This is a genomic window from Arthrobacter sp. R-11, assembly GCF_049913155.1.
GTDB lineage: Bacteria > Actinomycetota > Actinomycetes > Actinomycetales > Micrococcaceae > Arthrobacter.
In genome coordinates this window covers 295,941-307,968 of sequence record NZ_CP183979.1, presented here as the reverse complement: position 1 = coordinate 307,968, position 12,028 = coordinate 295,941, and the positions used below count along the sequence as shown (strand labels likewise).

The 12,028-nt window shown below is 68.3% G+C and carries 8 protein-coding genes; 4 read left to right on the top strand and 4 right to left on the bottom strand.

Features of this window, described 5'->3' with window-relative positions:
* The first annotated feature begins 87 nt into the window (after nucleotides 1–87).
* The 3 genes from ACN9M4_RS01345 (at nucleotide 88) to ACN9M4_RS01335 (ending at nucleotide 5,685) form a co-directional block, all read left to right on the top strand.
* Entirely contained in the window at nucleotides 88–1,092 is a 1,005-nt protein-coding gene (locus tag ACN9M4_RS01345) for an Lrp/AsnC family transcriptional regulator (protein WP_426301628.1), read from the top strand.
* Nucleotides 1,093–1,221: 129 nt separating this feature from the next.
* Nucleotides 1,222–4,068, top strand: a complete 2,847-nt coding sequence (locus ACN9M4_RS01340) for an aminotransferase class I/II-fold pyridoxal phosphate-dependent enzyme (protein ID WP_426301626.1) — start codon at nucleotides 1,222–1,224, stop codon at nucleotides 4,066–4,068.
* A gap of 327 nt (nucleotides 4,069–4,395) precedes the next feature.
* Nucleotides 4,396–5,685 (top strand): ATP-binding protein, encoded by a 1,290-nt coding sequence (locus tag ACN9M4_RS01335; protein ID WP_426303360.1) that lies wholly within the window; start codon nucleotides 4,396–4,398, stop codon nucleotides 5,683–5,685.
* Nucleotides 5,686–5,691: 6 nt separating this feature from the next.
* On the opposite strand, the gene ACN9M4_RS01330 is transcribed toward ACN9M4_RS01335, so the two are convergent.
* The 4 genes from ACN9M4_RS01330 to ACN9M4_RS01315 all read right to left on the bottom strand — a co-directional run bounded on the left by ACN9M4_RS01330 (nucleotide 5,692) and on the right by ACN9M4_RS01315 (nucleotide 10,590).
* On the bottom strand, nucleotides 5,692–6,567 hold the full coding sequence (locus ACN9M4_RS01330; protein ID WP_426301624.1) for a class II fructose-bisphosphate aldolase: 876 nt from the start codon (nucleotides 6,565–6,567) through the stop codon (nucleotides 5,692–5,694).
* A complete protein-coding gene (locus ACN9M4_RS01325; RefSeq protein ID WP_426301622.1) occupies nucleotides 6,567–8,072 on the bottom strand; it encodes a GntP family transporter in 1,506 nt (501 codons plus the stop codon). The genes ACN9M4_RS01330 and ACN9M4_RS01325 overlap by 1 nt, the downstream gene beginning before the upstream one ends.
* A 91-nt stretch (nucleotides 8,073–8,163) precedes the next feature.
* Nucleotides 8,164–9,063, bottom strand: coding sequence for an NAD(P)-dependent oxidoreductase (locus tag ACN9M4_RS01320; RefSeq protein WP_426301620.1), 900 nt, complete (start codon nucleotides 9,061–9,063; stop codon nucleotides 8,164–8,166).
* A gap of 27 nt (nucleotides 9,064–9,090) precedes the next feature.
* Nucleotides 9,091–10,590 (bottom strand): four-carbon acid sugar kinase family protein, encoded by a 1,500-nt coding sequence (locus tag ACN9M4_RS01315; protein ID WP_426301618.1) that lies wholly within the window; start codon nucleotides 10,588–10,590, stop codon nucleotides 9,091–9,093.
* 130 nt (nucleotides 10,591–10,720) lie between these two features.
* On the opposite strand from ACN9M4_RS01315, the gene ACN9M4_RS01310 reads away from it, so the two are divergent.
* Entirely contained in the window at nucleotides 10,721–11,782 is a 1,062-nt protein-coding gene (locus tag ACN9M4_RS01310; protein ID WP_426301616.1) for a lactonase family protein, read from the top strand.
* The last annotated feature ends 246 nt before the right edge of the window (nucleotides 11,783–12,028 follow it).

Genomic DNA, 12,028 nt, shown 5'->3' with positions numbered 1-12,028 from the left:
CGAGTCACAACGTTATTCAGCCCCTCACGCACCGGCGGATTATTGATGAAAACCGCCACCAAGGGCACAAATTTGAAAGAATCTTCCATGATCTCCGAGCTGGATCTTGAAATCGTCAACGCCCTCCAGATCAATCCGCGGGCCGACTGGTCCCGGGTGGCGGACGTCCTGGAGCTGTCCGGCCCCACCGTGGCCCGGCGCTGGAGCGCGCTGGCAGGGCAGGGCCTTGCCTGGATCACGCCATCTCCCGGCCCGCGCTACCTCAGCGCCGGCTGGTCCGCGTTTATCAACCTCTCCTCCACCCCGGAGCACCACGGGGCCCTGATCGAGCGGCTGTGCGCAGAACCGGCCTTCGGCACGGTGTCCCTGGTGTCCGGGCCGCACGACCTGTTCGTGGACTGCTTCGCCTCCAGCCACGAAGAACTGATGTCGATCATCACCGGTTCCTTCGCGGATCTGCCCGGCGTCACCCGTCGCGAGGTGGTGTTCGTGACCCAGCTGTACCGGCAGGCATCCGATTGGCGCAGCGGCACTCTCGAGCCGGCGCGGGCGCGGCTCATGGCCAAGGGATCCACGCCTCCTCCCCCGGCATATTCCCCCGACAAACTGGACGCCGCCCTGCTGGAAGCCCTGGCCAGGGACGGCCGCGCCGGCTGGGCCGAGCTCGGCTCCGCGTGCGGGGTCTCCGCTCAGACCGCCCGCCGCCGTGTGGAACGCTTCCTCGCCTCCGGCTACATCACCATGCGCTGCGACACCGCCGCCGCGGTCCAACAGAACCTCCGCGAAGTGAGCCTGGCGCTCAACGTCCCGGCAACCCAGGTAGACGACGTCGGCCGCTACTTCGCCGCGTTGCCCAGCTGCCGGCTGAGCGCCCAGGTTCTGGGTGCCCAGAACCTGGTGGTCACCTTCTGGGTGCGCGACTACCTCGAGGTCCAGGCCCACGAACGCGAGCTCGCCGCCCGTGCACCCGGGAGCACGGTCATCTCGCGCCAAGCGGTGGTGCGCACCTACAAACGGCTCGGCCACGTGCTGGACGAAAGCGGCCGCAGCACCGGCGTGGTGCCGCTGCCCCTGTGGCGGGAAGGGCGCTAGCGGGGCATTCCGGAGTTCCAGACAGAAGCGGAAGTAATGCGGCCCGCACCACAGGGCATTCGTCGTTTAGTGGGAACAGCCGGTTGCAACGACGCCTCCGGCACCAGCAGAACGAGAACCAGGATCCCCATGCTTCCCGCAGCGCCCCTCCGCCAGCCCCGTGCCGCAGACGCCCCGCAGGGCGGACCGCACCATTCCGCCACAACGCCCGACGCCGGCACCCGCTTTCCGGGCCATCCCGCCGGAGCCGAAACTTCAGCAGCCGGGACTCCCGGCAGCGAGGTTCCCAGCAGTGTGTGGCGCCTGCGCGTGGACGCGTGGGAATACCTGGGCTACACGGTCAAGCAGGCGGCCACCGTCGGGCACGGCTCCGGGCGCGTTCCCGGCAACGGGCGGCTGTCCGTCGAAGCGGCGCGGCTGCTGCCGATGCTGGAGGCGGTGGAAATGTACTGGGCCGCGCCCGGGCAAGGCTACGTGGCCGAGCTGCGGGACAGCCTGGAAAACGGCGACTACGGCAGTGCGCTGGCGCTGATAGAGCCGGTGACGCGGCGGCTGGCCCGGCACGGGCAGGCAGCCCCTGAAACGGCGGCGGATCTGGAGCGGGAATCAGAGCAGCCTGAAGGCCCGGCCGAGACGCGGCGGCGCTTCGAAGTGCTGGTGATCGACGACATGTCCGAGGCCGAGCGCGAGGCGATGCGGGCCGATCTGCTGGCCCAGCGGCGCCCGGCGGACGAGTTCGTGTACGAGGCGGTGTTCGTGCCCAGCTTCGAGGATGCTCTGGTGGCCGTGCTCCTCAACCCGGACATCCAGGCCTGCGTGCTGCGGCCCGGTTTCGTGGCCCGGAGCCGGCAGCGGCTCAGCCGGGACCTGCGCGGCTTCCTGGAAGGCTTCGTCTGCGGCGAGGTGCCTGGACGGCCGATGGACCGCATCCTGATGCTCGCGGAGAAGCTCGGCGAACTGCGCCCCGAGCTGGACCTTTATCTCGTGGCCGGGGTGTCCATCGAGGAGCTGGCCGGTTCCCTGAGCCGGCGTTTCCGCCGGCTGTTCCGCCGCCAGGACAGCTTGGAACTGCACCTGTCCCTGCTGGGCGGCGCCGCCGCGCGCTACGAGGCGCCGTTCTTCCACGCGGTGCAGCAGTACAGCCGCAAGCCCGCCGGGGTCTTCCACGCCCTGCCCGTTTCGCGCGGCGGCTCCGTGGTGAACTCGAAGTGGATCGACGACTTGGGCGAGTTCTACGGGCTGAACCTGCTGCTGGCTGAAACCTCGGCGACTTCCGGCGGCCTGGACTCGCTGCTCGATCCGCATGGTTCCCTGAAGAAGGCCCAGTCCCTGGCGGCGCGGGCCTACGGGGCGCAGAAATCACTCTTCGTCACCAACGGCACGTCCACGGCCAACAAGATCGTGCACCAGTCAATCGTGGCCCCCGGCGACGTGGTGCTGGTGGACCGGAACTGCCACAAGTCCCACCACTACGCCCTCATGCTGGCCGGGGCACAGGTGGCCTACCTGGATGCCTACCCGCTGGACGAGTTCTCCTTCTACGGCGCGGTCCCGCTGGAGAGCATCAAGCGCATGCTCCTGGACTACCGGCGGGCCGGGCGGCTGCACGAGGTGAAGATGCTGGCCCTGACCAACTGCACCTTCGACGGGATCGTCTACGACGTGGAACGCGTCATGGAGGAATGCCTGGCCATCAAACCGGACCTGGTGTTCCTCTGGGACGAGGCCTGGTTTGCCTTCGCCGGTTTCCACCATATCTACCGCCGCCGCACGGCCATGGCCGCGGCACAGAAGCTTGAAAAGCAGTTCCGCGATCCCGGCTACGCCCGGCGGTACGCCGAACAGCAGCGGCGGCTTGGCGCCGTCGTCGACTCAGGTGGCGGAAGCGCCGCCGTCGGCCTGGATTCAGTCAGCGACGAGCAGTTGCTGCAGGCCCGGCTCATCCCGGACCCGGCGACGGCGCGGCTGCGGGTCTACGCCACCCAGTCCACGCACAAGACCCTCACCTCGCTGCGGCAGGGATCCATGATCCACATCCATGACCAGGACTTCGGGCAGCTGAATGCGGAGAGTTTCCACGAGGCGTACATGACGCACACCTCCACCTCGCCGAACTACCAGATCCTGGCCTCGCTGGACATGGGGCGCCGGCAGGTGGAGTTCGAAGGCTACGAGCTGGTGCAGCGGCAGGCGGACTTGGCGGTCAGCATCGCCCAGGCCGTGGCGCGGCACCCGCTGCTGAAGAAGTACTTCCGGATCCTAGGCACCCGGGACCTCATCCCGGCGAAGTACCGCGAAACGCAGCGGCAGATGCCCCTGCGCGACGGCTTGGCCGCGATGGCCGAATCCTGGCGGCGCGACGAATTCGTGGTGGACCCCAGCCGGCTGACCCTGCACATCGGGCTCACGGGAGTGGACGGGGACACCTTCAAGCACGAGTACCTGATGGACAAGTACGGCATCCAGGTCAACAAGACCTCGCGGAACAGCGTGTTGTTCATGACCAACATCGGCACCTCGCGCAGTTCGGTGGCGTACCTCGTGGAGGTGCTGGTGAAGCTGGCCGAATCCTTCGAGGACGAGCAGGCAGCCATGAGCGGCCTGGGCCGGCGGGCACACGAAGCCCGCGTGGCTGCGCTGACCAGCTCGCCGCCGCCGCTGCCCGACTTCAGCCGCTTTGCCGCGCGGTTCCGGGTGGATCCGCAGACGCCGGACGGGAACATGCGGGACGCCTACTTCGAGACGTACAAGCCGGGTGCCACCGAGTACCTCGACGCCCGGGAGCTCGCCCGCCGGGTGGCGACGGGCGAGGAGCTGGTGTCGGCATCCTTCGTCACCCCGTATCCGCCCGGCTTCCCGGTGCTGGTGCCGGGCCAGGTGATCACGGCGGAAACCCTGGCCTTCATGTCGGCGCTCGATACCCGGGAAATCCACGGCTTCAACGCGGAGCTGGGCTTCCGGGTGCTGACGGGCTAGCCTAACGGCCGAATCATCACTTTTCCGGAGCCTTATGCTTCAGTTCTAATCGCTTTTTCTTAAGGGAAGTTCCTCCGATACTGGACAGGACTTCGCAGGGCGCGACAGCGGCGTCGGGCCCTCCCAATACTCCAAAGGAATACAAACGACCCATGAGCGGCTTGCCTCCATTTCCGGCCATTGCGCCCTTGTCTGATACACCTGCGGATCCTGCCGATTGCGGCGGCGATGAGGATTGCTTCTACTGCAGTTGCCCGGAGACCGACTGACATGGCGCCCACCGGAACCTCCACGATTGCCCCGGTGCCGGCCGGCAGCAGGCCCGCCATCCAGCCCTGGAGCGTGCGGGATTTCCACCCCGATGACCTGGACCAGCTCATCGGCGTCTGGCAGGACTCCAGGACGCCCGGGGTGCACCCGGTCTACACCCTCTCTGAAATCATCGACGCCTGTTCCAACGGCGTCGCAGCAGTCGCGGTCAGCGAAGGGCAGGTTATCGGGGCCGTGGCTTGCAAAATCCAGGATGCCCGGGCGTGGATTGTCATGCTCGCCCAATCCCGGGAATGGCGGGAACAAGGACTCGGCAGCGCCTTGCTGGCAGGCATGGAGGACAGGCTCACCAGCCAAGGGATCCAGCGGGTTTCTGCGCTCCTGCCGGCTTCCGAGACGAGGGTCCGCGCCTTCAGGAACAGCGAATACAAGGTGGAGGAAGACCTCCACTACTTTGAACGAACCATCCCCTTGCAGGCCAAGGAGATCGGGCCGCTCAGCCAGCTGGGCGGGCGGCTTCTTCCGCACGGCCTCTGGGATGCCCTCGCAGGCATGCAGCGCGAAAAGTCCCTCATCGAGAACCGGCTGATCCTGCCGCTGGCACGCACGGAACTCGCGAAATCCCTCGGCGTGACACCGCCGCGGTCCGTGGTTCTTTTCGGCCCGCCAGGCACCGGCAAGACCACATTCGCCAAGGCAGTGGCTTCCCGCCTCGACTGGCCTTTCGTCGAGGTGTTTCCTTCGCGGCTTGCGGCCGATCCACAAGGGCTCGCGGGCGCCCTGCGGCAGGTCTTCGCCGACATCGCCCGACTGGAGCACGCCGTCGTCTTTATCGATGAGGTGGAAGAGATCGCGGCCGCCCGAACAGGCGAGGCGTCGTCACCCCTTCAGGGCGTCACCAACGAACTCCTGAAAATCATCCCGTCCTTCCGCGAGAAGGAAGGGCGGCTGCTGATCTGCGCCACCAACTTCATCCGTTCCCTGGACAAGGCGTTCCTCCGTCACGGCCGCTTCGATTATGTGATTCCGATCGGTCCGCCGGACCTGGACGCACGGACCGCCATTTGGAACAGGTACATTCCTCGGGCCATCGCCGCGCACATCGACGTCGACGCCCTTGCACAAGCGAGCGAACGCTTCTCCCCGGCCGACATCGAATACGCGGCCAGGAAGGCATCCCAGCAGGCCCTGGAACGCGCCGTTCAGGGCGACCCGGAATCCCCTCGCAAGGAACAAGCCCTCATGAGCAGCGACTATTTGACGGCCATCGAAGGAACCCGTGCCACGGTCACGGAGCCAATCGTCAAGGAGTTCCTTGAGGACATCCAGCGGATAGCAAGGGTGTAGCCGGAGCTACTCCCCCAGCGTCCGCAGAGTGGCGGCGGCGAACTCCTTGGCCGAGACGTTCCAGCGGCCCAACAGGCCCTGGAGGTTCTCGCCGTCGGCCCGGTGCGCGGCGGTCTCGGCCTCGAGGGTGGCCAGGATCCCGGTGCGCAGCTCGGTGTTGAAGTTGACCTTGCCGACCCCCAGGGTGCGGGCCTTCAGCAGTTCGTCGGCGGGGATTCCGGAGGCACCGTGCAGCACCAACGGCACGTCCGTTTCCGCGGAGATCCGGCCCAGCACGTCCCAGCGGATCTGCGGGGCGCCCTTGTACTTGCCGTGCACGTTGCCGATGGCCACGGCCAGCAGCTGCGCGCCGGAACGCTCCACGAAGTCGCGCACCTGGGCGGGATCGGTGAGGCCGGCAGCCTCCCCGGCGTCAACCCCGAAGGCCTTGTCCTCGTCGCCGGCCAGCCCGCCAAGTTCCGCTTCGAGCACGATGGCGGCGGCGCCGTGATCGTACAGACCGCCGTCGGCGTCCAGTGCGGCACGCACTTCCCGCACCAGGGCGATGTTCTCCTCGAAACCGAGCGAGGAACCGTCCGCGAGCACGCAGTCGGCGCCGGAACGGACGGACTCCCGGATGACCGCGAGGTCCGAGGCGTGGTCGAGCTGGACGCACACCGGAACCACGGCGCCGTCGGCCAGGCCGCGGAGGGCAGCGATGAGCCGCTGCCCGGCGCGCGAGGCCGCGGTCTTGGGCGCGACGTTGAGGATCACCGGCAGGCCGGTCTCCTCGGCGGCCTCCACGACGGCGGTGGCGGTGGCGAAGTCGTAGCAGGTGAAAGCCGGAACGGCCGCCCCGCGCTGCAGGGCGGCCGTTACCAGTTCGTCGAGTTTGGCTCGCATCAGTGGGCCAGGCCTCCGACCAGGATCCAGGCCAGGAAGGTCAGCGCGAAGCCGGCCAGGCCCAGGATGGTGGTGAGCACGGTCCAGGTCTTGAGGCCGTCCGCAACGGTGATGCCGTAGTACCGCACCACCACCCAGAAGCCGGCGTCGGTGACGTGGCTCAGGCCGAGCGCACCGAAGCCGATGGCGATGACGATGAGCGCGATCTGCACCGGCGTGTAGCCGCCGCCCTGCACGGCCGCAGTGAGCAGGCCCGTGGTGGTCACGATGGCCACGGTCGCAGAGCCCTGGGCGGCGCGCAGTGCCAGCGAAATGATGAAGCCGAGCAGGATGATCGGCAGGCCCATGCCGGAGAGGGTGGAGGAGAGGGCCGCGCCGATGCCGCTGACCTTCAGGACCTCGCCGAACACACCGCCGGCGGCGACGATCATGAGGATCGAGGCGATCGGGGGCAGGGACTGCTCGAAGATCTCGCCGGTCTCCGACAGCGACCAGCCGCGGCGCACCGCGAGCAGGAAGAAGGCCAGGATGACGGCGATGAGCAGCGCGAACGCCGGGGTGCCGATGAATGCAAACACGCCGTAGAGCTCGTGGGTCTTCGGCAGGACAAGCGTGCCGACGGTCCCGATCATGATCTGGACGATGGGGGTCGCGATGAGCGCCATGATGAGGCCGGCCGAGGGCGGGGCCATGACGGCGGAGTTGATCGAGGTGGCTCCGGGGCCGGACTTCGTGGCCTCCTGGCGCTTGTGGCCTTCATGGAGGGTCTCGGGGTTGCCGTACTCCGCAAGCTGGGCCTTCACGGAGGGCAGGAGCTCCATCTCGCGGCGGTTCATCAGCGCGCCGACGAAGTAGGAGAGGAAGCCGAGCGGAACGCAGATGGCCAGGGACAGCATGGTGATGAGTCCGACGTCGGCGCCCAGGACGCCCGCGCCCGCCACGATGCCCGGGTGCGGGGGGACGGCCACGTGGATGGCGAGCATGATGCCGGCCATGGGCAGGCCGAACTTGATCGGGTGCAGGTTCAGGAGCTTGGAGAAGGCGTAGACGATCGGGACGAGCACGATCACGCCGACTTCGAAGAACACCGGGATGGCGACGAGGAAGCCGACGGTGGTCAGCGCGATACCCACGCGGGTGCGGCCGAAGCGCCCCACGAAGTGGTCGGCGAGGGACTGCACGCCCCCGGAAACCTCGATCATGCGGCCGAGGATGGCGCCGAGGGAGATGAGCAGGGCCACCTTGCCCATGGTGGTGCCGACGCCGTTGCTGACCACCGTGAAGATGTCCTTGAGAGGGATCTGGGCGGCGAGCGCGACGCCGATGCTCACGGTGAGCAGGGCGACGAAGGCCTGGACCTTGAAGCGGATGATCATGACCAGCAGCACGGCCACGCCGAGGGCCGCGATGGTCAGCAGCAGCGGGGTTCCAAGCTCCACGGCCGGCTTGATGGCGGGAGGGGCGTCTGCGGCCCGCACCGCCAAGGAAGTGATGAGGGGATTCATCGGGGGTTGTCTCCTTTGACGTGCTAGTTAAAGGCTAGCGGGGGTGCTTGACGGCGGAGGGGGGACCGCCGTCAAGCGGTTTGGGGATGTACTACTTGCTACGCCTTGCGGGCGCGACGACCTTGATGACGGCAGAGTCGTCGGCAGCGGCGAGGCCTTGGGCCTGGCCGAGCAGGTAGAGCTGTTCCGCAGCTGCGGCGACTGGTGCGGCCAGGCCGGCAGCCCGGGTGGCCTTGCCCACGATGCCCATGTCCTTGACGAAGATGTCCAGGCGGGACAGCACCTCGGCGCCTTCTTCGCTGTAGGCCTCGAGGATGCGCGGGCCGCGGTTGGAGAGCATGAAGGACCCGGCGGCCCCTGCCTCAAGGGCGGCCAGGGTCTTTTCCTGGTCCAGGCCGAGCGCGTCGGCGAGGGCCAGGGCTTCGGCGGCGGCCGCGATGTGCACGCCGCACAGCAGCTGGTTGACGGTCTTCAGGGCCTGGCCGTCGCCGGGCTTTTCGCCCACGATGCTCAGGGTGGAGGCCAGCAGCTCCAGGGCGGGACGGGCCTTTTCGAGGGCGGCCGGGGCGGCGCCGACCACGATCAGCAGCTCGCCTTCGCCGGCGCGCTTGGGGCCGCCGGACAGCGGCGCGTCAACCAGTTCGACGCCGTACTCCGCCAACCGCTGGACGGTTGCCGGGATCGCTTCGGTGCCGACGGTGCTGCCGAGGATGACGACGGCGCCCGGCTTGAGCACGGAGGCCACGCCGTTCTCGCCGAAAAGGACGTCATTGAGCTGTTCGCCGTTGCGCACGGCCAGCAGCAGGGCGTCTGCGTCCTGGGAAGCTTCGCGGGCGGAGGCGAAGGTCTTGATGCCGGCCGCTGCTGCGAGGTCCAGGCGGGGCTCGGCGATGTCGAAGCCGTGGACGGTCAGCTGGGAGGCCATGCGGGTGGCCATGGGCAGGCCCATGGCGCCAAGGCCCAGGACGGTGACGGTGTAGTTGCTGGTCATGGTGTTCTCCGTTGAATACAAGGGGTTCTAGAAAGAGGTGCTGAGTTTGCGGGTGACCTGGGCGAGGGATTCGTCGTTGCCCACGTTGCCCGCGAAGACGATGTACGGGATGCCCTTGGCGGGGCCGTCCACCGGTTCCCAGAGGGAGACGATGCCAGGCAGCATGGGGCCGCGGACGATCGCGTGGCGGATTTCGAGGCCGTGCGCCGCGACGTCCGAGGAGGTGATGCCGCCCTTGGCGATGACGAAGCGCGGCGGGAAGGTCTTCAGCGTGCGGTTCACCACGGCGACGACGGCGGCGGAGACGGTGCGGGCGATCTGCAGGCTCGCGGCGGCGTCGTCGCTCTTGATGAGCAGGCGGCTGGTGTGGACGATCACGTCGCCTTCGCGCAGGGCGTCGACGACGGCGGCCACCACGGTGCCGAGGTAGTGCTCGGACCCGGTGGCGGTTTCGGTTCCGGCGGCGAGGAGTTTCTCGACGTCGATCTCGATGGTACGGGCGGAGCTGTGCTCCGCGGTGAGGACGTTGAGCTGGCGGGTGGTGAGGCCGACGTGCGAGCCGACCACGATCAGGCCGCCCGCCGTGGAGGGGGTGTTGCCTTCGAAGGCCTCCTCGCCGCTGAGTTCGGCACGGATTTCCTGGCCGATGCGGCCACGCACGAAGGGCGGGCCCACCCGGTAGAGCAGCTTCTTGCCGCGGCGCTCGGCTTCTTCGAGGCCGAGGGCGAGCAGGCGGAAGTCGTTTTCGGTAACGATGTCCGCCACGATCGGCGTGGAGTCGGTGGCGGATTCGATGGCGTCGGCGATGGCCTTGGCGGAGATCTGCGGATCGCCATCCGGACCTGCCGCGCGGATGGTGTTCAGGTCCAGGACGATCACCTCGCCGGCCGGGAAGCGGCCCTGGGACTTCTCCTCCACATACTTGGCCATCTCGGAGTTGGCGAAGCCGAAGCTGGCATCCTTGGCGAATTCGGTCTCGGACACCGGGGTGAGGGTGCCGGCGTCGCCGCGCATGTAGTGCACGCCGCCGATGGTGACGCGGCCGGCGTCGGGGAAGGCCGGAACGATCACGACGCCGTCGGTGGCTTCACCGGTAGCGGAGGCGACGGTGGCGGCGATGACGTCCGTTTCCAGCGGGTAGTGGCCGCGCAGGGTGGAGTCGGAGCGGCTGACGAAGCCCACGCGGACACCGACTGCCGGGGCTGCGGCGAGCGCGTTGCGGACGATTTCCTCGTTGCGTGCGGCGGCCTCCGCGGGGTCGAGGCTGCGGGTGTTGGTCAGGACGTAGACGGCGGGTTCCAGGCCATTGTCGACCACGTGGGTGAAGGCCCAGCCGAAGTCGGCGACATCCCAGCGGGTCAGCACCGGCAGCTTGGCCACGGACTGGGTTCCGGTGGGATCGTCGTCCAGCACCACGAGGATTCGCGGCGACGAGGCAGCGGACGCGGCGACGGCGTCGGCCACAAGCTGGGCGGGAACCTGGACTTCGGCCGGGAAGGCGGCCAGGACGTCGGCTTCAAGGGCCACGGGGCACTCCATTGTGTGGAAAAGGCTGTTCTGTACGAGGAATGTAAGATGTCAGACATCTTGCATTTGCAAATAGTGTGACATGACCCGTTGCCGCTGCGCAAGTGACCTGCGTCGCTAAGCTGACGGAATGCCTGACACCTTGATCTGGACCGGTTCCTACACCGCGGACGCCGGCGGCAACGGCGCGGGGATCGGAGCCCTCCTTGCACGGCCGGACGGCTCGCTGGAGGCCCTTGGCCTGGCTGCAGCCTGCGAGTCGCCTTCCTTCCTGGCCGTCCACCCGGCCCTTCCCGTTGTCTACGCGGTCCACGAGCACGCGCAGACGGTCTCCGCCTACCGGCGGACCGGATCAGGCATCGCCCTTGAGCCGCTCGGCGAAGCCTGGACCGCGGGCGCGGCTGCCTGCCATGTCGCCGTCGACCCGCAGGGCCGCTTCCTCGTGGTGGACTGCTGGGGCGACGGCCAGGTGCTGCTGTACGAGCTGGATGCCAGCGGCGCCATTGCCTCGCGCCGCGCGGCGGAGCCTTCGCAGGACCCTTACGACGCCGGCCGGCCCAGCCGGGCGCACGCCGCCCTGACGCTGCAGGACGGCCGGATCATGACCACGGACCTCGGGCACGACCTGCTGCGGCTCTGGGATTACGTGCCGGGCGAGGGCCTGCGCCACACGCAGGACGTGGTGCTGCCGATGGATTCGGGACCGCGGCACCTGGTGCAGCACCCGGGCGGGACGGTCTTCGTGGTAACCGAGTATTCCATCGAGGTCGCCGCGGTGCGGGCCGGCGCGGACGGACGTTTTGAACTTGCGGCGATGGGTCCGGCGGGCGCGGCCGAAGCGTCCGACGGCGACGCCGCGGCGGAGATTGCCCTCTCGCCTGACGGGCGCCACGCCTACGTGGGCGTGCGCGGTTCCAACCGGATCTGCACCATGCGGATTAGCGACGGCCGGGCCGGCGACGGGCGGGCCGGCGACGGCGGCACCCGGCTTGAGCCCGTCGCCGACACCCCGAGCGGCGGCGACTGGCCGCGCCACCATCTGGTCCGCGAAGGCTGGCTGCACGTGGCGCACGAGCGTTCCAACGACGTCGTGACATTCCGCCTGGATCCGGAGAGCGGACTGCCTGCCGGGCCCGCCGGGCGGCTGGAAACCGGTTCACCCACGGCCCTTATTGTCGGAGGCAGCGCCTAGACCTCCTGGAAACACAGGCGGCACCTCCAAACCGATCCAACGCCGGATCTTGCGGGCGCCATGACGTCCTGCTGGATCACCCCACAATCCTGCCCGGCAGAACCGCGGCTTTCCGCACTCTGCCCGGCCAGCCCGGCCCGGTGATCCAGCAGAATGTGCGGCAGCACCTTCAACCCAATGGCCGGGCGCCTCCTGGATTCGACCCGGCAGCTTGTCGCGGCATCATTCCTCGAGGCGCGCATGCCG

What these genes read in the sequence shown, in the direction of transcription:
- ACN9M4_RS01310 (WP_426301616.1), top strand. Translation starts at nt 10,721, where the DNA reads ATGCCTGACACCTTGATCTGGACCGGTTCCTACACCGCGGACGCCGGC.
- ACN9M4_RS01330 (WP_426301624.1), bottom strand. Translation starts at nt 6,567, where the DNA reads ATGCGAGCCAAACTCGACGAACTGGTAACGGCCGCCCTGCAGCGCGGG.
- ACN9M4_RS01340 (WP_426301626.1), top strand. Translation starts at nt 1,222, where the DNA reads ATGCTTCCCGCAGCGCCCCTCCGCCAGCCCCGTGCCGCAGACGCCCCG.
- ACN9M4_RS01325 (WP_426301622.1), bottom strand. Translation starts at nt 8,072, where the DNA reads ATGAATCCCCTCATCACTTCCTTGGCGGTGCGGGCCGCAGACGCCCCT.
- ACN9M4_RS01345 (WP_426301628.1), top strand. Translation starts at nt 88, where the DNA reads ATGATCTCCGAGCTGGATCTTGAAATCGTCAACGCCCTCCAGATCAAT.
- ACN9M4_RS01320 (WP_426301620.1), bottom strand. Translation starts at nt 9,063, where the DNA reads ATGACCAGCAACTACACCGTCACCGTCCTGGGCCTTGGCGCCATGGGC.